Annotated in this window: 26 protein-coding genes and 3 pseudogenes; 16 read left to right on the top strand and 13 right to left on the bottom strand. The window is 69.5% G+C overall.

Annotated elements, in window-relative coordinates:
• The first annotated feature begins 1 nt into the window (after position 1).
• From KME79_RS28655 to KME79_RS28625, 8 genes are all read left to right on the top strand, one after another.
• Positions 2-895, top strand: coding sequence for an amidohydrolase family protein (locus KME79_RS28655; RefSeq protein ID WP_219547394.1), 894 nt, complete (start codon positions 2-4; stop codon positions 893-895).
• Positions 892-1350 (top strand): MaoC family dehydratase, encoded by a 459-nt coding sequence (locus tag KME79_RS28650; RefSeq protein WP_148031709.1) that lies wholly within the window; start codon positions 892-894, stop codon positions 1348-1350. Before KME79_RS28655 ends, KME79_RS28650 begins: the two co-directional genes overlap by 4 nt.
• Positions 1351-1507: 157 nt before the next feature.
• Positions 1508-2848, top strand: coding sequence for an MFS transporter (locus KME79_RS28645; protein WP_246640589.1), 1341 nt, complete (start codon positions 1508-1510; stop codon positions 2846-2848).
• Positions 2849-2860: 12 nt separating this feature from the next.
• Positions 2861-4441, top strand: coding sequence for an acyl-CoA synthetase (locus tag KME79_RS28640; RefSeq protein ID WP_219547393.1), 1581 nt, complete (start codon positions 2861-2863; stop codon positions 4439-4441).
• Positions 4419-4712, top strand: a complete 294-nt coding sequence (locus tag KME79_RS47530) for a helix-turn-helix domain-containing protein (protein ID WP_372452484.1) — start codon at positions 4419-4421, stop codon at positions 4710-4712. The genes KME79_RS28640 and KME79_RS47530 overlap by 23 nt, the downstream gene beginning before the upstream one ends.
• 211 nt (positions 4713-4923) lie before the next feature.
• The gene (locus tag KME79_RS28635) at positions 4924-5238 is read left to right on the top strand and encodes a GNAT family N-acetyltransferase (RefSeq protein ID WP_219547392.1); all 315 of its coding nucleotides are present in this window, start codon (positions 4924-4926) and stop codon (positions 5236-5238) included.
• 770 nt (positions 5239-6008) lie between these two features.
• Positions 6009-6509 (top strand): SigE family RNA polymerase sigma factor, encoded by a 501-nt coding sequence (locus KME79_RS28630; RefSeq protein ID WP_219547391.1) that lies wholly within the window; start codon positions 6009-6011, stop codon positions 6507-6509.
• Positions 6506-7297, top strand: a complete 792-nt coding sequence (locus KME79_RS28625; RefSeq protein ID WP_219547389.1) for a hypothetical protein — start codon at positions 6506-6508, stop codon at positions 7295-7297. Before KME79_RS28630 ends, KME79_RS28625 begins: the two co-directional genes overlap by 4 nt.
• 217 nt (positions 7298-7514) lie before the next feature.
• Here KME79_RS28625 and KME79_RS28620 read toward each other — a convergent pair.
• From KME79_RS28620 to KME79_RS28610, 4 genes and pseudogenes are all read right to left on the bottom strand, one after another.
• A pseudogene (locus tag KME79_RS28620) lies at positions 7515-8342 on the bottom strand (IS5 family transposase); the annotation flags it as partial.
• A gap of 3 nt (positions 8343-8345) precedes the next feature.
• A complete protein-coding gene (locus KME79_RS28615; protein WP_219547385.1) occupies positions 8346-8627 on the bottom strand; it encodes a hypothetical protein in 282 nt (93 codons plus the stop codon).
• Complete coding sequence (locus KME79_RS46560; RefSeq protein WP_281429519.1) at positions 8594-8722, bottom strand: hypothetical protein; 129 nt, start codon at positions 8720-8722, stop codon at positions 8594-8596. Before KME79_RS46560 ends, KME79_RS28615 begins: the two co-directional genes overlap by 34 nt.
• Before the next feature lie 79 nt (positions 8723-8801).
• Positions 8802-9515, bottom strand: a complete 714-nt coding sequence (locus KME79_RS28610; protein WP_219547383.1) for a DUF6192 family protein — start codon at positions 9513-9515, stop codon at positions 8802-8804.
• A 116-nt stretch (positions 9516-9631) separates the two neighbouring features.
• Here KME79_RS28610 and KME79_RS28605 point away from each other — a divergent pair, with 116 nt between their 5' ends.
• Both KME79_RS28605 and KME79_RS28600 read left to right on the top strand, forming a co-directional pair.
• On the top strand, positions 9632-10105 hold the full coding sequence (locus KME79_RS28605; protein WP_219547382.1) for an RNA polymerase sigma factor: 474 nt from the start codon (positions 9632-9634) through the stop codon (positions 10103-10105).
• Between the two features lie 790 nt (positions 10106-10895).
• A complete protein-coding gene (locus KME79_RS28600) occupies positions 10896-11447 on the top strand; it encodes a dihydrofolate reductase family protein (RefSeq protein ID WP_219547508.1) in 552 nt (183 codons plus the stop codon).
• On the opposite strand, the gene KME79_RS45420 is transcribed toward KME79_RS28600, so the two are convergent.
• Together KME79_RS45420 and KME79_RS47135 are read right to left on the bottom strand one after the other, a co-directional pair.
• The gene (locus KME79_RS45420; protein WP_308249086.1) at positions 11448-12065 is read right to left on the bottom strand and encodes a sigma factor-like helix-turn-helix DNA-binding protein; all 618 of its coding nucleotides are present in this window, start codon (positions 12063-12065) and stop codon (positions 11448-11450) included.
• Positions 12066-12214: 149 nt separating this feature from the next.
• Positions 12215-12325 (bottom strand): annotated as a pseudogene (locus tag KME79_RS47135) (sigma factor); the annotation flags it as partial.
• A gap of 375 nt (positions 12326-12700) precedes the next feature.
• Here KME79_RS47135 and KME79_RS28590 point away from each other — a divergent pair.
• From KME79_RS28590 to KME79_RS28575, 4 genes are all read left to right on the top strand, one after another.
• Entirely contained in the window at positions 12701-13594 is an 894-nt protein-coding gene (locus KME79_RS28590) for a hypothetical protein (protein WP_219547381.1), read from the top strand.
• Complete coding sequence (locus tag KME79_RS28585; protein WP_148031699.1) at positions 13591-13974, top strand: GntR family transcriptional regulator; 384 nt, start codon at positions 13591-13593, stop codon at positions 13972-13974. Before KME79_RS28590 ends, KME79_RS28585 begins: the two co-directional genes overlap by 4 nt.
• A 422-nt stretch (positions 13975-14396) precedes the next feature.
• On the top strand, positions 14397-14822 hold the full coding sequence (locus KME79_RS28580) for a VOC family protein (protein ID WP_308249085.1): 426 nt from the start codon (positions 14397-14399) through the stop codon (positions 14820-14822).
• Between the two features lie 182 nt (positions 14823-15004).
• A complete protein-coding gene (locus KME79_RS28575) occupies positions 15005-15205 on the top strand; it encodes a hypothetical protein (RefSeq protein ID WP_219547379.1) in 201 nt (66 codons plus the stop codon).
• A gap of 140 nt (positions 15206-15345) precedes the next feature.
• Here the strand turns inward: KME79_RS28575 and KME79_RS28570 are convergent, their stop codons facing one another.
• Positions 15346-15780, bottom strand: coding sequence for a hypothetical protein (locus KME79_RS28570; RefSeq protein WP_219547378.1), 435 nt, complete (start codon positions 15778-15780; stop codon positions 15346-15348).
• A 176-nt stretch (positions 15781-15956) separates the two neighbouring features.
• Between KME79_RS28570 and KME79_RS28565 the strand changes: the two genes are divergently transcribed.
• A complete protein-coding gene (locus tag KME79_RS28565) occupies positions 15957-16661 on the top strand; it encodes a hypothetical protein (RefSeq protein WP_219547377.1) in 705 nt (234 codons plus the stop codon).
• A 250-nt stretch (positions 16662-16911) separates the two neighbouring features.
• On the opposite strand, the gene KME79_RS28560 is transcribed toward KME79_RS28565, so the two are convergent.
• Together KME79_RS28560 and KME79_RS28555 are read right to left on the bottom strand one after the other, a co-directional pair.
• Positions 16912-17670, bottom strand: a complete 759-nt coding sequence (locus tag KME79_RS28560) for an ABC transporter ATP-binding protein (protein WP_219547506.1) — start codon at positions 17668-17670, stop codon at positions 16912-16914.
• Positions 17671-17676: 6 nt separating this feature from the next.
• Positions 17677-18033, bottom strand: coding sequence for an alpha/beta fold hydrolase (locus tag KME79_RS28555; RefSeq protein ID WP_219547376.1), 357 nt, complete (start codon positions 18031-18033; stop codon positions 17677-17679).
• A 187-nt stretch (positions 18034-18220) separates the two neighbouring features.
• On the opposite strand from KME79_RS28555, the pseudogene KME79_RS45405 reads away from it, so the two are divergent.
• A pseudogene (locus KME79_RS45405) lies at positions 18221-18529 on the top strand (transposase); the annotation flags it as partial.
• 19 nt (positions 18530-18548) lie between these two features.
• Here the strand turns inward: KME79_RS45405 and KME79_RS28545 are convergent.
• Genes KME79_RS28545 through KME79_RS28530 form a run of 4 tightly spaced genes read right to left on the bottom strand, consistent with a single transcriptional unit; the run spans position 18549 to position 22289 of the window.
• On the bottom strand, positions 18549-19322 hold the full coding sequence (locus KME79_RS28545; protein WP_219547372.1) for an ABC transporter ATP-binding protein: 774 nt from the start codon (positions 19320-19322) through the stop codon (positions 18549-18551).
• Positions 19319-20290: a FecCD family ABC transporter permease gene (locus tag KME79_RS28540; protein WP_219547370.1), complete on the bottom strand. Its 972-nt coding sequence runs from the start codon at positions 20288-20290 to the stop codon at positions 19319-19321. Before KME79_RS28540 ends, KME79_RS28545 begins: the two co-directional genes overlap by 4 nt.
• Positions 20287-21273 (bottom strand): FecCD family ABC transporter permease, encoded by a 987-nt coding sequence (locus KME79_RS28535; RefSeq protein WP_219547368.1) that lies wholly within the window; start codon positions 21271-21273, stop codon positions 20287-20289. Before KME79_RS28535 ends, KME79_RS28540 begins: the two co-directional genes overlap by 4 nt.
• A complete protein-coding gene (locus tag KME79_RS28530) occupies positions 21270-22289 on the bottom strand; it encodes an ABC transporter substrate-binding protein (protein ID WP_219547366.1) in 1020 nt (339 codons plus the stop codon). The genes KME79_RS28535 and KME79_RS28530 overlap by 4 nt, the downstream gene beginning before the upstream one ends.
• Positions 22290-22356 lie beyond the last annotated feature (67 nt).

The raw sequence follows: 22356 nt of genomic DNA, 5'->3' as shown, positions 1-22356 counted from the left end.
GATGCCGCGGTTGAACGTCGGCGAACTGGTCGCGATCGACGTGCACACGCACGCCGAGGTCTCCGCCGGCGGGCACGTCTCGCTGAGCGCGGAGCTGTTCGGCGCCTCGGAGAAGTACTTCAAGGAGCACCCCACGCCGACCATCCCCGAGATGGCCGCCTACTACCGAGAGCGCAAGATGGCCGCGGTGGTGTTCACCGTCGACGCGGAGCACGCCACCGGCCACCCTCGCATCTCGAACGAGGAGGTCGCCGAGAGCTGTGCCGAGCATGCCGATGTGCTGATCCCGTTCGCCAGTGTCGATCCGTGGAAGGGCCGGGCGGGCGTCCGCGAGGCGCGCCGGCTAGTCGAGGAGCACGGCGTGCGCGGCTTCAAGTTTCACCCCAGCATCCAGGGCTTCGCGCCCGACGACCGCATGGCCTATCCCCTCTACGAGGTGATCCAGGAGTCCGGCGCGATCGCCCTGTTCCACACGGGCCAGACGGGTATCGGCGCGGGCGTCCGGGGCGGGGGCGGGATCCGGTTGAAGTACTCCAACCCCATGCTGGTGGACGACGTCGCCGTGGACTTCCCCGACCTGAAGATCGTGCTGGCCCATCCGTCGTTCCCCTGGCAGGACGAGGCGCTGGCCGTCGCCACGCACAAGCCCCAGGTCTACATCGACCTGTCCGGATGGTCGCCCAAGTACTTCCCGCCGCAGCTCGTCCGGTACGCGAACACGCTGCTGAAGGACAAGGTGCTCTTCGGATCCGACTATCCGGTGATCACCCCGGACCGCTGGCTCGCCGACTTCGGCAAGCTCGAGATCAAGCCGGAGGTCCGCTCCCGCATCCTCAAGGACAATGCCGCGCGCCTGCTCGGGCTGGGTGCGCAGGAAGGGACGACACGGTCATGACCACGACGGTGCACGGACTCGGCGAGATCAAGGCGCTCGCCGGGGCGGACCTCGGCCACAGCGAATGGCTGGAGATCACCCAGGAGCGGGTGAACACCTTCGCCGACGCCACCGACGACCACCAGTGGATCCACGTCGATCCCGAGCGGGCGAAGGAGGGGCCGTTCGGCGGTCCGATCGCCCACGGCTATCTGACCCTGTCCCTGGTCATCCCGCTTTTCACCGAGTTGCTCGACATCCGGGGCGTGACGATGAGCGTCAACTATGGACTGGAGAAGGCCCGCTTCCCCAGTCCCGTCAAGGTCGGCGCCAAGATCCGCCTCGCCGCCGCCGTGGCGTCGGTGGACGACGTCCCCGGTGACGGCGTCCAGATGCTCCTCGACTTCACCGTAGAGATCGACGGCTCCGCCAAGCCCGCCTGCGTCGCGCGCGTGATCTACCGTCACTACGCCTGACCGGGCGAAACGTACGGCCCGCGCCCGGCGCGGCGAGCGCGGCGCACCCCACCCCCCGCCCATATTGGGCAAAGTATTGACGTCCGTTATGGATCTGCCTAACCTCCGGGACAAGCAAGCGAGAGTCTTAGCTCGCTCCCGGACGAGGAGCTCGGTCATGCCGAACCTGCCAGTCACATCCCCCAACCGGATCCAACTCCGACGCGCGGTCGCCTCAAGCTTCCTGGGCAGCGTCATCGAGTACTACGACTTCCTGCTGTACGCCACCGCCTCGGCCGTGGTCTTCAGCAAGGTCTTCTTCTCCTCTCTCGACCCGCTCACGGCGACGGTCGCCAGCTTCGGCACCTTCGCCACGGGCTACCTCGCCAGGCCGCTCGGCGGAGCGATCTTCGGCCACTTCGGCGACCGGCTGGGCCGCAAGCGCATGCTGGTGCTGAGCATGACCCTGATGGGCGTCGCCAGCTTCCTCATCGGCCTGCTCCCCACCTACGCGCAGATCGGCGTCCTCGCGCCCATCGCACTCGTCGTACTCCGGATCCTGCAGGGCGTCGCGGTCGGCGGTGAATGGGGCGGAGCCGTGCTGATGTCCGCCGAGCACGCGACCAGCCGTCGCGGACTGTGGGCGAGCTTCACCAACGCCGGAGCCCCCTTCGGCATGGTGCTGTCCACCGCGGCGCTCGGCGGCACGGCCGCCGTCCTGGGCGAGGAGGAGTTCCTCAGCTGGGGCTGGCGGGTGCCGTTCCTGATCAGCGTCGTCCTGCTGGCGGTCGGCCTGTTCGTCCGGCTGCGGGTCGAGGAGACCCCGGTGTTCAAGGCCGCCGCGGACCATGGCTCCCGAGCGCCGCTGCTGGACGTGCTCCGCCATCACCCGAGGACTCTCCTGCTCGGTGTGGGCGTCGGTCTGTCCGCCTTCGTGGCGCAGGGCACGCTGACCACCTATCTCATCGCCTACGGCGTGCGGGCCGGCTTCCCCCGGCCGGACGTGCTGAACGGGCTCACGCTCTCCTCGGCGCTGGCCGTCCTGAGCATCATCGGGTGGTCGGCGCTGTCGGACAGGGTGGGACGCCGCCCGGTCGTGCTGGCCGGCGCACTGCTCATGGCCATGTTCGGCTTCGTCCTCTTCCCGATGGTGGACGCCGGCAGCGTCGCCTTGCTCACCGTCGCGCTCGTGCTGGGTCAGGCGGTCATCCACCCGATGATGTACGGCCCGCTCGCGGCGCTGTACACCGAAGTCTTCGCCACCAGGAGCCGCTACACCGGAGCCTCGATGGGCTACCAGCTCGCCGGGCTCGGCGCCGGCCTGGCCCCGCTGCTGTTCGCCCAGCTCGACGCGTCCACCGGCGGGGGAGGGACGATGATGATCTCGGTGATCATCGCCGCCTCCTGCCTGCTGACGGTGGTCTGCCTCCTGGCCCTGGGCGAGACCAGCCGCCGCGACCTGACCGCCGTCGCCCCGGCGGCGCGCGCGACCGACCCGGCCGAACCGTCCTCCACCTGACAGGAGTCGCCGATGCGTAACGCCGGACTGGGCGGCTGGCCGGCCCGCCGGGCGCGGATGAGCCCGAACCGCACCGCCTTCGTCTTCGACGGCCGGGCGGTCACTTACGCCTGGGTGCACGAGCGGACGACAAGGCTCGCATCGAGTCTGCGCGGCGCCGGGGTTCGGACCGGGGACCGGGTCGCCTACCTCGGCCCCAACCACGTCGCCTTCGCCGAGACCATGTTCGCCACGCACCTGCTCGGAGGGATCTTCGTCCCGCTGAACTTCCGGCTGACTGCATCGGAGATCGCCTACATGGTGGAGGACTCCGGCGCCTCCGTCCTCGTCTACGCGCCGGAGTGCGCCACGGTCGTGCGCGATCTTCCGGGACTCCCGGGACTGCGCACGACCGTGGCGCTGGAGTCGCCGGCACCGGGGGAGCGGGAGTACGAGACCTTTCTGTCGGGAGGCGATGCCACGCCGATCGACACCCCGGTCGCACTCGACGACATCGCTCTCATCCTCTACACCTCGGGCACGACCGGGCGTCCCAAGGGGGCGATGCTCAGTCACACCAACCTGGTGTGGAACTGCTTCAACATCATGGTCGGGGTCGACGTGGCGAGCACCGAGGTGACGCTGATCAGTGCGCCGCTCTTCCACGTCGCGGCGCTGAACCAGACGTTGCTGCCGACCTTCCTCAAGGGCGGCACCTCGCTGATCATGCCGTTCTGGGACGTGGACTCCTGCTACGACCTCATCGAGAAGCACCGCGTCACCTGGATGTTCGGGGTCACCGCGATGTTCGCCGCCCTCGCGCGGTCGCCGCGGTGGGCCGACGCCGACCTGTCCTCGCTGCGGACCCTGATGTCAGGGGGAGCGGCGATCCCGGTCGCGTTGATCCGCACATACCAGCAGCGGGGCTTGGTCTTCTGTCAGGGCTACGGACTGACGGAGACCTCGCCGGGCGCCACCTTCCTTGAGGCGGGTGAAAGCGTGCGCAAGGTGGGGTCGGCCGGCGTGCCGGTGTTCTTCGCCAACATACGCGTGGTCCGGCCCGACGGCAGTGAGGCCGAGGCCGGCGAGGCGGGCGAAGTGCACATCCAGGGGCCCAACGTCACCCCCGGCTACTGGCGGAACCCGGAGGCGACCGCCGCCGCGCTGACCGAAGGAGGCTGGTTCCGCTCCGGGGACATCGCCACCCTCGACGACGAGGGGCACCTTCACATCGTCGACCGGCTGAAGGACATGTACATCTCCGGCGGGGAGAATGTCTATCCGGCCGAGGTGGAGGGTGTGCTCTTCGGGCATCCGGCCGTGGCGGAGGCCGCCGTGGTCGGGGTGCCCGACGAGAAATGGGGCGAGGTCGGCCGGGCCTTCGTCGTCCCCCGAGACGGCGTCGCCCTCACCGCGGCAGAGCTGACGGACTTCCTCCGTTCCCGGCTCGCAAAGTACAAGATCCCCGTCTATTTCGACATCGTGGACACGCTGCCGAGAACCGGCTCAGGCAAGATCCTCAAACCGGAGCTTCGAACACGGCTCCTGCCGCCCGGCGCGGCACCGCCCCGATCGCCGTCCTCCGCGTCTCCTGACCGTCAGGAGCACAGATGATCAGAGGCGGCTATCCGCCCGAGGGCAGCGCGCCGCCCGCGAGTCGCGCGCCACCGGTGAGCATCCCCGCAAACGGACCGCCCAGCCAACCGACTCCCTGACCGCCCACGAGCCGCACATCGCACGGCTGGTGGCCACCGCAGCGACCTCCCGGGAGGTCGCTGCGCACCTGTTCCTCAGTCCACGCACCGTTGAAGCCCACCTCCGCGACATCTTCCGGAAGCTGGGCATCGCCTCCCGCCGGCAGCTCAGAGAACTGCCGCTTCCCTGACCAGACAGGCAGACCACGGTCAGGAACCGGGTTCGGGTCGACCGGGTTAGGCAATTCTCCCTGACGCGAAGTAGCGTCTGCTGCGCGAATCCGACCTTCCACGCGGCGAGCGGGGAGCGCTACCGATCTGATTCGTCTGGCCGCCGGGCAACCCCCGGCGGACCCGAGATGACGACCTGTCACAGCACCGAAACAGGAGGCTCAACGAACAATGTCCATCGACGTGAACGTGACCAGGAATCCGGACCGGCGGCGCTACGAAGCCTCCGTCGGCGAGACGACGGTCGCCGGATTCATCGACTACCAGGAGACCAGCGAGATGATCGTCCTGGCTCACACCGAGGTCGACCCGACCTTCGAGGGTCGAGGAATCGGCGGCGCCCTGGCCCGCGCCGCGCTCGACGACATCGGCGAACGAGGACTGAAAGCGCTGGTGATCTGCCCCTTCATCCTCAGTTGGCTGCGCGATCACCCCGAGTACCGCGACCTGCTCTACAACTCGGCACCGTCCAGGGCCGGTGACTAGGTGGCATGACCGACCTGACCCTCGACCCGGTGACCGTGCCGCCGGGATTCGACGGCCGGCAGCGAAGCTCCTCGATCGTGCCGGCGTCACCCCCCGTCTCGTCGTGAGTACGACCGAGAGTTCGTACGCCGCGGCCGCCCGGGCGACGGCGCCATCCAGGCCGCGATCGCGTCGTCGCAGGCCCGCGGGCGGACGGCTACCTCTACTTCCCCGCCCCCCGCGGCGGCGGTTCCTGACCCGCTGGCTCGAACAGCTCTGAATTCCCTGGGGTTCGAGGTGTCCCCCGGGAGGCCGCCTATTCGTCGCCTGGATGTGAGCGACAACTTGTCCCTTCCGCGCGGCATCGACGTCGGTCCCCAGATCGACAGCCGATGGTGAGGCACCCAGGGCACATCCGCCGCAAGGAGCCGTCCGGGCTGCTGGTCACCGTCATCCTCTTCGCGCTCGCCGCGCTCGTCGCCTGGGGCCGGTTCGGCCCCTACGCCGGGTGACCGCCCTCGGCAGGCGTGGCCGTCCGGTACTTGGGTGACCGCTCCAACGCGCGCGGACGTACGAGCCGGGATCCGTGCCTTCCGTAAGAGGTTGTTGCTGAACTCTCCGATGCCGGGTGGATGATCTAGGTTCGCCGTAGCACGGCCGCGGTCTGTAACCGCTGCAGGGGTAGGTGTGAGGCTCTTCGAGGTGCCGAGGCTTTCTGCGGACCTTCGGTAAACCGTTCGCCGTTCCCAGGTTGTAGTCATCGTCAGAGACGATCGAGACGGAGATGGTGGATGGACGACGGGTTCGCCGAATATGTGGCGCAACGCCACTTGCGGCTGTGCCGGATGGCGTATCTCCTCGCCCGGGACTGGGGCACGGCTGAGGATCTGGTGCAGTCCGCGCTGGCCAAGGCATGGGTTGCCTGGCGGCGGATCGAGGGCAACCCCGATCCGTACGTCTATCGGATCATCGTGAATACCCACGCGTCCTGGTGGCGCAGGCGCTGGCGTGGGGAGGTCCCGGCGGAGAGCCTGCCCGAGAGGGCCGATCCGCGCGACCGGGCCGGTGAGGTGGACGAGCAGGACGCTCTGTGGAGCGCGATCGGCACGCTGTCTTCACGCCAGCGCGCGGTGATCGTTCTGCACTACTTCGAGGGGCGGACGCTCACCCAGGTCGCCGACATTGTCGGCTGCTCGTTGGGCGCGGTGAAGAGCCAGCTCAGCCGGGCTCTCACCCGCCTTCGGGTCGATCCGGACATTCAGACGATGCAGGTGGAGAGGGCCCAGCGATGACGCACAGCACGAGCGACTTGGAACGGCTACTGAACGAACGTGGCCAGGAACGGGCGGGCGGCGGACCCACCGCTCATCTCGACAGGATCATCCGGCGGGGACGCCGCATCCGCCGTGCGCGGCGGGCGGTGGCAGCTGGGGGCACGCTGGCCATCGCCGTCGTCGCCGCAGGACTGGTGAACGGCCTGCTGGCCGGAGCGTCCCGGCCGGACAGGTCGACAGTGGCCCAGTCTCCTGCAGACTCGGCCCAGGTCAAGCCCGCTGTGAAGCTTCCCGAGAGCTTCCACGTGGTGTTGGGGGGCAAGAACTTCTACCTGCCCCTCCTGCGCTCCGAGCGCTTCACGACCACGGGCGCCGCCAAGACGGTGACGTTCACCCCGGCCAGCTACTACACCGGGTACAAGGTGGTCTGTGATGATCCCCGAGCGTGGGTAGTCATACAGACCAAGCTCAAGAGCGGCGAAATAGGTGGAACCTCCGGGCGGTGCGACCCCCCAAGCGGCGGACATCACGATAAGTTGTCCGCACCCGCCGACTGGCTGAAGCGCCCGCAGTCGCTGAAGGTCTGGGTCTTCCCTGCCGACGCCCCCGTCCGGGAGGTGGCGCAAGCCGTCGCCGGCTGCCCCCTCACTCCGAAGTCCAAGGAGTGTGACGACGAAGCCGCCGCCCACGCTCTTATGCGCCCCGAAGTGCTCGAACGCCTGTCCTCCGAGGTCGGTGAACGGCCAGGCAGCTGGGCCGTCGGGGTCTATGACCGCCCGTCCCCAACCCCCTCGGCGGGTTCATGAGGGTTCTGGCCGCGAGCACGCCTCGGCCGGCCGCGCCGCCGCGCCGCGCGCCGCCGGCGGCCGGCGGCAGCTGTGCCTCGCAGTTCAGGCACTGCGCAGTTCGAGGTCCCATGACGGCGCTCACCAAGGGAGTTTCGTGGTCGTATGGCTGCGGATCGGCCTGTCTCGTTTGCTGGGTTGTGAGACAGGCTAGCCCGCAGCGGCGCGGTCACGAAACTCTTCCCCAGGAGGTCCTGGCGTGGGAGCTGCGGGTGAGGCGGCGCGTCATCTGGATGATCGCCGACCACGTGATCATGATTTCGCTGTGCTGCGGCAGTCGTTCATGGTCGCGGATGTTGCGGCGGGCGCGCAGCACCCATGACAGGCTGCGCTCCACCACCCAGCGTTTAGCCAGCACGACAAAGCCCTGGGCGCCGCGCGGCCGGGAGACCACCTTGACGGTGAGGTCCAAGAAGGTGCGCGCCCACTCGATCAGTGATCCCGCATATGCGGAGTCGGCCCAGACCAGGGTGATCTCGGGATGGGTCAGGCGCAGCCGGAACAGCAGCTCGCGGGCGCAGTCCCGGTCGGCCATGTCGGCCGGGGTGACCATGACCATCACCTGAAGCCCATCCGGATCGACCACAAGATGTCGCTTCCTTCCATTAATGCGTTTTGCCGGGTCAAAGCCGAGAGTGGCCTTGCTGACCGTTTCCGATCCCTTCACCGACTGAGAATCGACGATGAGGGTGACCGCGCCAGGACAGCGGCCCTTGCGCAGCCGGATCGCGCGGCGCAGCTGATCCCGGATCTGGCTGACCACGCCCTGCCGCGCCCAGCGCGCGAAGTGCCCGTAAATCGTGGCCCACGGCGGGAAATCCGACGGGATCGCTCGCCAGGTGCACCCGTTGGCCACCAGATAGCGAATCGCGTCCACCACATCACGGCGATGATGCTTTTCCGGCCTGCCGCCGGCGGGCGTGCGACAGGCCTGGACCGGCAGAAGCCGCTCCAGCAGAGCCCACTCGGCGGCGGTGGTGTCGGAGGGGTAGCGGCGCGGGCGCATCGCTCAGCCTCCGACCGGCGCATGGCCGTTGGTCAGCATGTCCAGCGTGGACTGCAGGCTGGTGGCCTGGGCCAGGACGAAGCGGGCCCACTTGTCGTCGGGGTACTTCATGGCGTGCGGAGTGATCGTGCCGTCCAGGAGCCGGCTGATCCGGGTCAGCGCGGCGGCGAACTGCGCTTTCTCGTAGGCCACCCAGTCGGCGGAGTCGGCGGGAAACCGGTAGCCGCCCTTCGCGGTATAGACGAGCGGGGTCAGGTGCTCGCGCGCGCGACTTCCTTGATCCACAAGATGCCCTTGCGGACCTGGTAAGGGCTCATCCCGGTCGCGGCGACCAGCTGCCGGGTGGTCAGGCCGGCCGGACGCGCTTCCATCAGCGCCATCCGGACTCGCTCACCACACACGTTCGTCGGCAGTCTGCCCCGCTGCCCCCGTCCTGGCGTGGAGGAGGCCATCGCGGGCTCACTCGCCCCGCAACAGCGCGGCCAGGCCCTCATCCAAGGACAGGTCGCCGGTATCGATCGCCTGGCCGATCCATTCGGTCGCGCCGCGCACCCGTGCCAGGTTGGCGTGCACCCGCTCACGCTCCTCTTCGGTGAAGGAGTGCCCGCGCAGCGTCGGCATGATCTGCCCGGCCGCCGCCACGAACGTGGCGCACGCGCCGACCAGGTCGATGTACTCCCGGTTGTGGCGCACCTGCTCGCGCGCCCGCTGGATGGCCTGCTTGGTTGGCTGGGGAACGGCCTCCAGCCGCTGCGCCGCGATCCGGTGAGAGCGGTCGACCTGAGCCCGGTTGACCAGGTGCATGGCGGTCTGGTCCTCGACGACCTCTGACACCACCTGCGGCTGGCGCAGCAGATCGGTCGCCACCCGGGCTGCGACCTTCTCATCCTCCAGCAGGTCGTGGACCTTGTTGATCTTCTCCTGGACGGTGGTGGGGTGGTTGACCCGCTGCCCGACCTCCCGCTTGGCGGCGTCCTGCGTCCACCGGTGGGTCTTGGACTTCTCGTGCCAGGGTGGGTGGAGGATCTTGGCGAAGCGCGCGTCCTCGTCCGCGATCCCGGCCAGCGCCTTGTGCACGGTGTTGTGCACGGTGTAGGACACGCCGTCCTGACGGCGTTCCTTGGGCCAGCGCGAGGCCACCCATCGGTTGTCGAGCAGGGTGGTCAGCGGCATGTCCAGGTCATCGGCGTACTGGGCCAGCGACTGCCGGACACCGAACGGTTCCTCGCCGGGGCCGGCGTGCGACCCGCCGCGCTGGTTGATCGGCTCAATCTCCAGGGCGAGATCGGTTGTGGGACCTGCGACAGATCGCGGCGGGCCGGGCGGCGCTGGATCGGGCGATGGCGCTGGGCGGGCGCGGCCCGTACGTCGTGCAGGCCGCCATCGCCTCGCTCCAGGCGCGTGAGCGGATCGACTGGCCGCAGGTCGCCGAGCTGTACCGGCGGCTGGCCGACCTGACCGGCTCGGCGGTGGTCGAGCTCAACCGTGCCGTGGCGGTCGCCCAGGCAGGCGATCCCGCCGCGGCCTTGCGTGCCGTCGATGGCCTCGACCTGGACGGCTACCTGTATTTCCACTCGACGCGCGGGGAGTTGCTGCGGCGTCTGGGCCGTGACGCCGAGGCCCGGACGGCCTACCGGCGCGCCCTTGAGCTGGCCGCCTCGACCCCGCGACGGCAGGTCGGTCGTCATGTACGGCCTGTTCCACGACCGTTACCAGCGCACCCCGGATGGCTGGAAGTTCACCGAGCGCGTCCTCGAACCTAAATACCTCGACACCACTGCGCTGACGGGCTCGCCTCACGTGACCTGGGACTCCGCCGGCCCAGAGGCCGTGATCGCCTCCTCTGTGGAAGAAGCCCGATAACCGCGCGACCATCCGAACGCCGTATGTGCTAGGCGGATCTGCAGGGAGCAGCGCGCTGGGGTCGGCCGCAGGTGTAGGTGCGGTCGGGGAGGTCGTCCGCCTGCGCCGATGCGGCGGCCGAAGTTGGGCCGCCACGCGAGTCGTGTGCAGGGTGGGGGAGCGGGACCGTATTGCTGCTGCACGACGAGGGACAGGGGAGCGATGCAAGGTGCTGGTTTACGCGGATTGTGCACTGGGTGTCGAGGACAACAGCACGTGATCATCGATGTGGTTGTGGAGCGGAGCCAGCTTAGAAATCTACATTGTAAAGGGCCTGGGTTGGTGAAGATCCTGCTCTCAGACCTGACAACCACAACAGCAAAACCGCACCAGATGGCGAGCCCGCCGCGGATCAGAGAGAACGCCACTGTTACCGGGCCAGGCAACAGTGGCGGTGCTCGCTCCTCATCGCGCCGACCCGGGGCACCGGGAATTGCTTGGCGATCTCCAGCGCGGTGACAGGGCCCGGCGCTGTAGCTGTGTGACCGGGCGTTTGTGAGGGTGGAATCGAGATCTGGTCGGTAGCGCCCGAGTGCGCCGTGCTGAGTTCGGAACGCCAGAGCTACCTGCGGACGCGGATCGCGCACCGATTAGGTTTCCGCGTCGTGCCCGTCTGTACGTGTGAGATCGACTCACGGGAAGGCTGACATGATGCGGAAACTGACCTACGGCATGAACCTGAGCCTGGACGGCTACGTCGCCGCGCCCGGTGAGGACCTCGGCTGGAGCGTGCCGAGCGACGAGCTGTTCCAGTGGTGGTCCGACCGGGTGGGGGCGACCGGCCTGGCGCTGTACGGGCGCAAACTGTGGGAGGCGATGAGCTCCCACTGGCCGACCGCCGACCAGCAGCCCGGCGCCACACCGGCGCACATCGAGTACGCCCGCCGCTGGCGGGACATGCCCAAGGTGGTGTTCTCGTCGACGATCGACAAGGTCGACTGGAACACCCGCCTGGTCACCGGCGACGCGGTCACCGAGATCACCCGGCTCAAGTCCGAGGACGGCGGCCCCATGGACATCGTTGGCGCCACACTTGCCGCAGCGGCTATCCGGGCCGGGCTGATCGACCAGTATGTGCTGGTCACCGCACCGGTCTTGCTGGGCGGTGGCACGCCTTTCTTCACGGCCCTGGACAGTTGGGTGAACCTGAACCTGGTGGAGACGCGGACGTTTTCCGGCGGCCCGTGCGCTGGGCTCGTCTGATCACAGTGTCGGGGGCAGGTCCAGCCATGGTTTGTCGGTGGCGTCGAATCCGGTGAGCTCGGCTATCTTCCCGTCGACGATGTGCAGGACCGCGATGTTGAACAGCCGGTATTCCGGGTCGTCGGGGGTGCGGAGGTACAGCGCGGCGGCGGGCATGCGGTTGACCGTGGTGGCGGTGCAGCGCCAGTCGTCGTAGCCGCGCTGGAAGAGCCCACTGGAGACCCAGCCGTCCACCGCGTCCTTGGCCGTGACGATCAGGGTGCCCGGATCGGGCAGCATCGTGAAGCGCAGGTCGTCGCGCAGCAGGGCCATCAGCCGGTCGAGGTCGTTGCGTTCATGGGCGTCCATGTACGACTTCACCACGCCGCGCTCGTCATCCGACAGCTCGTGGGTGGCGGGGCTTCGCCAGTCGAGGCGGCGGTCGGGCAGTTGCTCGCGCATCGTCACACGGGCCCGCTGCAGTGCGCTGGTCACCGATGCGACGGTCAGTTCGAGGGCGTCGGCGGCTTTCGACGCCGGCCAGCCGAGGACGTCGCGCAGGATGAACACCGCCCGTTGCCGCGGCGGCAGGTGCTGGACGGCGACGATGAACGCCAGTTCGATCGTCTCCCGCGCCACCACCGATTCCTGTGGGTCCTCGGGAGCATCTGGTCGGGGTACGGCTGCAGGTACAGCATCTCGGAGCCGGGGTTCGGGAGCTCGGACGGTACGGGTGTGCGGTCGTTGCGCTTCTCCAGGAAGTCGAGGCAGGCGTTCGTCGCGATCCGGTACAGCCAGGTCCGCAGGGCCGCGTGGCCCTTGAACGACTCCCGCTTGTTCCACGCTCGCAGGAATGTCTCCTGCGTCATGTCCTGGGCGTCCTCGTAGTTTGCGAGCATCCGGTAGCAGTGCACCTGCAATTCACGCCGGTGGCGCTCCGTGATGAGTGCGAACCGTGCCGTGTCGCCTGAGCGGGCCGCCGCGATGAACGTGGCCTCGTCGGCGCCTAGCAGTGTGGCGTCGGTCATGGTCGTCAATCCTTCCACCGGTACGAGAGGGCTTACAGAACTGACGACGTGGCGGAGGATTTCTGATCGGTGAAGCCGCTTACACCGGGCCTGGATCCAGGACACGCGTTCATCATCGTCGACCGTGTGAACGGCGGGCGCTGATTCTCCGGGTCTGCAACGAAACACCGAAGTCACCGTCCCGACACCCCTGAGGTTCCGAGTTGCGTGCTAATGTGCTGCATCATTAGTACAATTGGAGTGGCCATGGTCGGCTGGAGTCTGTGGATCGCGATCTTCCTGGCCATCGTGGCGCTGTTGCTGTACCGGGCCTTCCGCCCCCACCGCCGCGCCCAAGTGGTCGAGTGGGCCGCCGGCCATGGCCTGCCCGCCACCGGCCTCGACTGGGACCAGGCGAGCCGTTACCTCGACCGCAGCCGGTGTCTGCGCACTGTCGGGTTCGTCATCCCCCTTTTCTTGGGAGGTACGACGAGCATCGTCTGGGCGCTGGTCTACATCCAGCCGTCCCCGCCCTTCCCGTTCGACCTGCTGGGCTCGCCGTCCTGGCTGGTGGGGTACCTGCTCGGGGCGGTCCTGGCCGAGGTGACCTGGACCCGTCCACGTACCCAGAAGGCGGCCGCCCTCGTGCCCAGGCGGGTGGCCGACTACATCGGGCGCCCGGCGCTGGTCCTCATCCGTGTCGTCGGCCTGGCCACCATCGCCGTGGGCGTGATCGGGCACTGGTTCCTCGCCGGCCACCTCCGCGCCGGGTTCGGGTTCGGACCCGTACCGGCGGTGACGGCGGCGGTCGTGCTGGTGTTGATGGAGGCTTCGCTCTGGTTCATCGTGCACCGGCGTCAGCCCGTGGGATCCGAGTCACAGATGAGGCTGGACGATGCCCTGCGTTCCACGACGATCCACCGGATGGCCGGTGCCGGTCTCGGCATGATGTTCCTGTTCCTCGGATACGAGCTCTTCTCCATCGGGGGCGGCATCGAGGGCCAGGCCCTGCGGATCATCCTGCCGTGGGCTGGGGTGGCGTGCGTGTTCGTGGGCGCCCCTCTGAGCTGGCAGCGCGTCGGGCATCCGCGCGTGTGGCCGGTCAGGCGCCACACGTCAGGCGAGGCGGCCTCCAACACAGCCGACCGGACGGCGACATGATCCTCCATCTCGACCCCGCCTCACCGCTTCCTCCGTACGAGCAGTTGCGGGCGCAGATCGCCACTATGGCCGCCACCGGCGTGCTGCCGCCGCTGACCCGCCTGCCCAGCATCCGGCAGCTCGCCCGGGACCTGGGACTGGCCACGGCGACGGTCGCGCGAGCCTTCCGCGAGCTCGAGCGTGACGGCGTGATCGAGACTCGCGGGCGGCACGGGACCTACGTCCGCGAAACTCCCGGTTCCGCCCTCGGCGTGGACGCTGAGCAGCGCCTGGCGGAGGCGGCGCAGGTGTTCGCCGTCCAGGCGCGGCAGCTTGGCGTCGACGCCGCCCGCGCGTTGCAGCAGGCCAAGTCGGCCCTGGATGCGGTCACGGGCCGCTGAAGGATCATTGGTTCGGGCTTGTCTCCACGTTGTGGTCGCCGGGCATTCTCAAGGTGGAAGGCGATGTCGAAGGCCGACACCTGCAGTGCGGCTTGGGAGAGGATGTCCCACACGCACACCTCGCCGCCGGCGCGGCTGGCCACGATCGACAGGATGCGCAGCCGCACCGGATCCCCCAGCGCTTTGAACACCCGCGCCACCCTGGCCGCCTTGCGGCGTCCAGCGGCTCGCGGGTCAGCGGCGGGCTGCACTGCAAAAGCTCCAGCGGTTCACACGCCCTCCATATCGATGCTCCACGCAAGCGCGATCAAGGACAGTCGCTCTTGATCAGACCTGGCTCTCGCGTGGTCCCCCCGATCATCTGAGTGGGTGATCGCGGGACGTATGGCAACCCATGGGAGGATTGGTCCGTGGGAGCATCAGTGAGGCAGATTCAAGTCACCTTCGACTGCGCATCACCTGAGCGCGTTGCTCGTTTCTGGTGTGAGGTGCTGGGGTACGTCCCGCCGCCGCCACCGGAGGGGTCTGCCAGTTGGGACGACTTCAATCGCACGCTGCCTCCTGAGCAGCGGGATTCATGGTTCGCATGCAGTGACCCCTCGGGTGTGGGGCCGCGGCTGTACTTTCAGCGCGTTCCCGAAGGCAAGGTCGTCAAGAACCGGCTGCACCTTGACGTGCGGGTCGGCACCGGGCTGGTGGGGGAGGAGCGCCTGGCGGCCCTTGAGGCCGAATGCGCTCGGCTGATCCCGCTCGGCGCGGTACGCGTGCGGCTCCTGCCTGCCGATGAGGAGAACGAGTCCTGCCTGGTCATGCAAGACGTCGAGGGCAACGAGTTCTGCCTCGGCTGAGTGACAGGCAGGAGCGAAGAGTCCGGCCGGCTATACCCATTCCCTTCTGGTGGTGGTGTCGTGCTGCCGGACGGCCCCTCGATGTCGATCTGATCAGCTGCGCGTCGGGTGTGCTGGTCGCGCAGGAGCGCCTGCGCGACGGCGGTCGATGCGATAGCCGTCGCCGAGCAGAGCGGGACTTCATGCGAGAGGAGGTGCTGAACCACTACCGCCAGGCGAAGATCGAGGACCCCGACGGAGACCTCGGCGACTACGAGCTGGTCGCCTACACACCATTCGACGTGTCCGGCACCCCCGTGGATGGCACCTCCGCCACGAACTCCATGATTCTCCACCTGGACGGCATGTACGACGGCACCTGGTTGGACATGCGTTGCTATTGACGCCGCAGCGCCGCTCAGTGCTGACGATGTCTCGAACTCAACGGCCGGTTCCGGCTGGACATGGAAACCCGGCCTGGACGTCTGCGTGGCCTGAGCGGACGCCGGTGATCGGTAAAGGGATGATGGAGCGGCCGGGTGGGTCAGCTCTTCGTGCGGGCGGCTGCGCGCAGGAGCCCGGTGTCGCGGGTGGTCATCGCCTCCAGCAGGCCGGTGCCGCGCCGCTGGAGCAGGCGCACGGTGAGCGCGGGTGTCGCGCCCAGAACGGTGGCCACCAGGACGGCGACGAGGACGTTCCCCCACCACGAACCGCCGATGACGCCGGGCAGGATGGCGGCCGGCAGGACCACGGGGAAGATCGTCATCTGTCCGCCCGTCGGATCGCCCGCTCGCTGTCCCGGGTAGATGCGATCGCGGGCGTCGGTGCCCACGGCCGGCATCACGAGCGCGAGCAACGGCGCCCCGGCGCAACCCGCCGCGGCCGCGGTGATGGCGCCGCCGAGGGCGGCACCTCCCAAGGGTGAGCCGGTCGCGGCCCACAGCACGGCCGCCAGCGCGATGGCCGGCAGGCCGAACAAGCAGGGCCCACGCGGCCATCCGTCCGTGCACGTCGGCCTTGAGGGCGCCCGGTGTGGTGAGGAGCTGCCACAGGGCCGTGCCGTCCAGGGCATAGGTGTTGATCGCGACCATCGCGCCGAACACGGCGGCTGCTGGGCCTACCAGGGGCAGTGCCCAGCTCCAGTCGGTGAAGGCGATGATGAGCGCCATCAGCAGGGGTGTCAGCCAGGCGCTGCGCAGCTCGACGCCGCGCGCCGGGTCACGGAGCCAGGTGACCAGCTCTCGCGAGACGACCGCGGCCACCTGCGGTGTCGCGTACGGCAAGGACAGCCCACGTGCCGGTACGGCCGGCCGCCGCAGGGCGCGAGCCGTCAGCGCGATCCAGCACAGGTGCAACAGGGCGCCCGAGGTCAGCAGCGCCGCCAGTGGCAGCAGGACCGCTCCCGTCCCGGCGCCGTCGCGGGCGGCGAGCGCCGCGCTATACCCCCAGCCGGTGGGCAAGGTGGCGAGGACGTCGATCACCGGCTCGGGCAGTTGCCCGGCCGTGGGGGTGACCAGGGAGGTGTCCCCCTCGCCGAGACGCGGCAGCAGCCAGGCCGCGATCGGCACCCATCCGGCGAACGACAGCGCGAGCATGATCGCGGTCTGTACGGCGGCCAGCGTCATCCCGGCCCGGGTCTGCAGCAGCCAGGACGCCAGCGCCGCCACCGTCTTGCCCGCCCAGGTGAGGAGATACAGCTGGGCCGCGACCGCGGCGATGGCGGTCGCGACCGCCGCCGTGCCACCCGGCGCGGCGAGCACCGCCAGCGACGACAGGCACGCCACCGTGATCAGCGGGCCGACGCCCAGCAGTTCGGTCCACGACAGGGCCCGCGCCAGCCGCCACGACCGCAGCGGATAACCGCGCAACCACTCGCGGGAGATGACCGACGGATCATGGCGAGGCTGGGCCAGCGGCCCGAACAGCCACATGCCGCCCCATACTGTGAGCGCCACGGCGATCCAGCCCTCGTGGATCACGCCATCGGCGGTCGATGACGTGCCCGCGATCACCAGGGCGGCCAGGACGAGCCCGGCGACCAGGCTGAAGGCGCGCTCGTTGTGCGGGCCGTTGCGCAACAGGCGCAGCTTGAGCGCGAGCAAGGCCCGGGTCATGACAGCCACTCCAGCGGCCGCACCGGATCGGCGCCCACCAGCTCGACGAACCGTTCGTTCAGCGTCGAGCCCGCGGCCACCTCCGCCACCGGCCCTTCAACCAGCACCCGGCCGCCGGCCACCACCGCCACCCGACGGCAGTTACGCTCGACGAAGTCCATGATGTGGCTCGACAGGACCACCGTGCCGCCGGCGTCGACGTACTGCTTGAGCACCTGCTCGATGGAGCGGGCCGAGACCGGGTCGATCGCCTCGAACGGCTCGTCCAGCACGAGCACCCGGGGCCGGTGCAGCAGCGCCAGCGCAAGATTGATCTTCTTGCGCATGCCGGTGGAGTACTCCACGATCAGTGTGCGCGGAACCGCGTCGAGTCCGAGGATCTCCAGCAGATCGCCGGCCCGTGCCCGCCAGCCGCCGTCCAGGCCGCGCAGTCCGGCGCTGTAGCGCAGGACCTCGGCGGCGGTCAGCCGCTCGGGCAGGGACAATCCGTCCATCATGACGCCGAGCTGCGCGAGCGCGGCCTCCCGCGCGGTGCGCAGGTCATGACCGGCGACCCGGATCGTGCCCGCGGTCGGCTCCCGCAACCCGCACATGGCCGTCAACGTGGTGGTCTTGCCGGCCCCGTTGGGGCCCACGATGCCGTAGAACATCCCCGCCGGGATGCTGAGGCTGAGCCGGTCGACGGCGAGCACGGCGCCGAAGCGCTGAGTCAGGTCCAGTACTTCGATAGCGGGGGCGCAGGGATCGTTCAACAGACTTCCTCACTCGGCCGTGTGGGCGAGGATCGCGTCGGCCAGTTCCTGGTGGGTCTCCGGTGGCAGCGTGTGCCCCATGCCCGCAACGATCATCAGCCGTGCCCCTGGGATCCGCTCGGCGATGATCGCGCCGTGACCTGGCTTGACCGGCTCGTGGCTGCCCTCGATGACCAGCGTGGGCGCTTTCACCTGGTCCAGTACGCCAGCTGGCTCGAAGCCGGGGTCGGCCGCCGCGGCCAGCCGGTGGTTGGCCACAGCCGACAGGTCGCGAGCCCGGTCGTGGACGCGCTCCTGCAACCGGCGGGCCTCGTCCTCGTCGAACGGCAGTCCGGTGCCGTGCAGGATCCGCTGCTCGGCGATCATGCCGTCGATGAGCGTCCGGCGGTCCTGCGATCGAACCCATGATCAGCAGGATCGGCGTGTCCGTCGCGGCGCCGAACTCTTCACTCCAGATGTCCACGTTCTGCATGTCTCAGAGCATGCCGTCCCCGGCTACGGGCGCCTTCTGTAGAACTACTGGCCGTGCCAGATCCGTACGGGAGCCGATACGTGGAAGATCCGTACCGGTGTGGCATGGCGGGACGTTCCGCCCCGGTACGGGTCCTGGCAGAGCCTGTACACGCGGTTCCGGCGCTGGGCCAGGGACAGCAACGTTCCCCGCGATGCCGCATGCGGTGCAGGGCCGGGCGGATGCGCACGGTGACGTCGATGGGCTGGTGGCGGTGGACTCGACCATCGTGCGTGCGCACCAGCACGCCGCCGGTGCCCGTAAAGGGGGCTCGTCACAGGCTCGCCGGCAGATCACGCCCTCGGCCGATCCCGCGGCGGGCTGACCAGCAAGATCCACCTGGTCTGCGAATACGCGGTCTCGGCAGCGGCTACAGGGCGGCGTCGAGCAGGCAGCGGGGTGACCCGTGCAGTTCGTCTGTGACCACCCGTCCGGCCACGCCGAACACGTCAGCCAGGAGTTCCGGTGTGATCACGTGCTTCGGTGGGCCGTCGGCCCAGACCCGTCCCTCGTGGAGAGCGACGATGCGTTCGGCGAAGCGAGCCGCATGGTCCAGCTCGTGCAGGACGGTCACGACCGTGAGTCCGCGGATCTCACGCAGGGCGCGCACCAGTTCCAGGACCTCGAGCTGATGGCGGATGTCCAGATGGGCGGTCGGCTCGTCCAGGAGCAGGATGCGGGTGTTCTGGGCCACGGCGAGCGCCAGCCGGACGCGCTGACGCTCACCGCCGGACAGCGTGTCGAGGACGCGGTCGGCGAGATGGGCGACCCCGGCCAGCTCCAGCGCCTCGTCCATGGAGTCCGACTCCCGCAGCAGGCCGAACGGTCCCTGGTGGGGATAGCGGCCCTGGCGGACGAGTTGGCGCACGGTCATCGCGGGGACGGGGGGCAGGCTCTGGTGCAGGACCGCCAGCCGCCGCGCCACCTGCCGCCGCGACAGCGACGTCAGCTCCGCCCCGCCGAGCAGGATCCTGCCGGACGACGGTCTGAGCAGGCCGGCGATGAGGCGCAGCAGCGTGCTTTTGCCGCAGCCGTTGACGCCGACCAGGGCGACGAACTCGCCGGGCTCGACGGTGAGGTCGATGCGGGTCAGGACGGGGCGGGTGGGGTACGAGAAGTGCAGGTCCTCGACCTTGACGCTCATTGTGATCTTCCCAGTCTGATGAGGACGGCGGCGCCGGCCAGTGCGGTGATCACGCCGGTCGGGATGCCGAGCCGGTGCGTGCCGTCGAGGAGTTGCCCGGCGAGCTGGGCGAGGCTGTCAGCGCCCGCGAGCGCGATGGCGCCGACGACGGCGACGGTGCGGACGCGGCCGCCCAGTCTGCGCGCGACATGCGGGGCGGCCAGGCCGACGAAGGCGATCGCCCCCGCCAGGCTGGCCGCGCCGGCGGTAAGCATGATCGCCACGGTCAGTGCGACGGCCCGGCCGAGGCCGGGGTGCACACCGAGCGAGGCGGCGTGGTCGTCGCTGGGCGACAGGACGGCCAGCATGCCCGCGCACGCCCAGGCCACGGCGATGCCGCCGGCGATCCACCAGGAGGTGAGGGCCAGGTGCTCCCACACCCTTCCCTCCACCGAGCCGATCAGCCAGCGCAGCGCGTTGCCGAACCTGCTCGGCTGGTAGGCGAGCAGCATCGTGGTCAGCCCGGCCAGCAGCGCGCTGCCGAGCAGGCCGTGCACCACCAGGCCGGCCGGGTCTCGGCCCGCCGACAGCAGCCAGGTGAGCCCGCCGCCCAGCGCGCCCCCGGCGAGGGCGGCGAGCAGCGCCCCCGCCGCGGAGCCGGCGGGGAACAGGCCGAGGGTGAGCCCGCCGAGGATGCCGAGCACCGCGCCGGGGTTCACTCCGGAGAACTCGGGCGCGGCCAGCGTGTTGCGCAGCGTGGCCTGCAGCACGTATCCGGCGACGCCCAGGGCGGCGCCGGTGAGCAGGGCGGTGAGCAGCCTCGGCACGCTCAGCTCCCACACGATCTTCTCCGCCTGGCCGTCCGCGGCGCCGTCGAGCAGGCCGGTGATCGCGCCGAGCGGCTGACCGGAGGCGAGCAGGTGCACAGCCGCGACCGCCAGGAGCAGGGCCGCCGCCGCGACACCCCGAGCGGGCCTCGCCGACGTCATGAGGTCGCCCGCCGGCGCAGCAGTACGGCCCCCACCAGCACGCCGGTCAGCGCCGTCCACGCCCCGAGAGGCGTCTCCACCGGATCGAAGGCCAGCCGGGCGGCCAGGTCGGCCGTCACGGTGACCAGAGCCCCGAGCGCGGCCGACCATGGAAGCCAGCCCCGGGCTCCCGCGTGCGGGCGCAACCGCCTGGCCAGCACCGGCGCCAGGAAACCCACCCACGCGATCGGGCCGCACGGCCCGGTCACGGCGCCGATCAGCAGGGTGGCCACCGCGAGCACCCCGAGACGGGCGAGGTTCACCCGGCTGCCGAGCGAGGCGGCCGCGTCGTCACCGAGGCGCAGCAGGCTGAGCGCGGGGACGCACAGCACGACGAGGGGGAGCGCGACGGCGAACCACGGCAGTGTCTCCGAGGCCTGCTCCCACATCAGACCGGACAGGCTGCCGACGAGATAGCGGAAGAGCATGTCGTACTGAAGGCGGTCGGCGGTAGCCATCACGGCCAGCAGCAGCGCCTGGATGCCGGTCGAGACGGCGGCGCCGATCAGCAGGACGCCTCCGGCGCTGCGGCCCGAACGGGCCGCGGCCAGCGTGACGAGCCCGCCGAGGGCGGCGCCGGACAGGCCCGCCAGCGGGTAGAGCGAGGGCGGCACGGGCAGCGTCCAGATCACGCATACGCTCACCGCTAGTGCGGCCCCGGTCGAGACGCCGAGCATCTCAGGCACGGCCAGCCGATTCCTGAGGGACTCCTGCAGCAGGAGCCCGGCCGTGCCGATCGCCGCGCCGCCCGCCAGGCCGATCAGCACGCGGGGCACGCGCAGTTCCCAGACCACGAGGTGCGCGATCGACTCGGGAGCCATCGCGAGGAGGTCCTGCGGAGCCACGAACGGCGTGCCGAGGCAGAGGCCGGCCAGTGCCGCGACGGCGAGGCCGAGGCCGGTCGCCCAAGGCGCGACCGGACGCGCGCCGAGCGCAGCGCTCACCCGGCGGCCTTGGCGAGCGCTTCGTCCAGGATGATGCCGAACGCCCTGGTGCCCCGGCCGGACGCCCACAGTTCGGTCGGCACCTCGAACACCTTGCCGGCCGATACGGCGGGAACGCGCTTCCACACCGGGTTGTCCTTGTAGTGGTCGCTGACCTTGGTGCCGAAAGACTGGATGAAGATGATCTGAGGGGCCTTGGCCAGGATCTCCTCGATGCTGTAGGCCTGCGCGGTCTCGAAGCCGCCGCCCTTGCTGGGCCAGGGGTAGGCGAAGAACTGCGACATGAAGTGGCCCAGCACGTCTTCGGTCGTGTTGACGCCCAGGGAGGTACCCCCGTACATCGCCAGGACCGGCGTCTTGTCCAGCCCGGCAGCCTTGGACCGGGTCGTTCCGTCGGCGAGCTTGGCGCGGAAGCGGGTCTCGGCCTCGGCCTGCTGTTGCCCGCGGTCGGTGAGCTGGGCGAGCGCGCGCAGGTACCCGATGGAGTCGTCGTACGACTTGACCTGGACCACCCACAGCGGCGCGAACTTCTCCACGGCGGTCCTGAGCTGGTCGTGCACACCGGCGAGGCCGATCACCAGGTCCGGTTTCGCCTCGGCGATCCTGGCGACGTCCTCGCCGCCGAAGCTGCCGGGGATGACCGGGACGTCGGAGCCCTTCGCGCCCAGGTAGGCGGAGTGGGAGAGCAGGCCGGGCGTGGTCGTGGCCACAGGGGTCAGGCCCAGCTCGACGAGGGCGTCGTCGCACAGGCCGGTCAGGCAGACGACGCGTTCGGGCTTCTTCTTCAGTGTGAACCTCTTGCCGTGCGGGTCGGTGATGGTCAAGGCCGCGCGGACCGGGGAGACCGGGGCAGCGGTCGCGGTGGCGGCCGGTGGAGGTGCCGTGGCCGTGGTGCCGGCTTGGGGGGCGCTCTGACCACAGGACGCCACCAGGACGAGCGGTATCAGGGCGAGGAGGCATCGCCTCAGCGCAGGCCGGGCGTGGTATCCGCCGATGGAGAAAGCGCCGTAGCGCATGGGGCCTCCAGTAGTGAAAATCATTGTCGAAATGGACAATGAAAATAGTTATCATTTACTCTCGCTT

This window comes from Nonomuraea harbinensis (assembly GCF_019396385.1).
Lineage (GTDB): Bacteria > Actinomycetota > Actinomycetes > Streptosporangiales > Streptosporangiaceae > Nonomuraea > Nonomuraea ferruginea.
The sequence above is the reverse complement of the archived record's forward strand: the minus strand, read 5'-3'. Positions and strand labels throughout refer to the sequence as shown.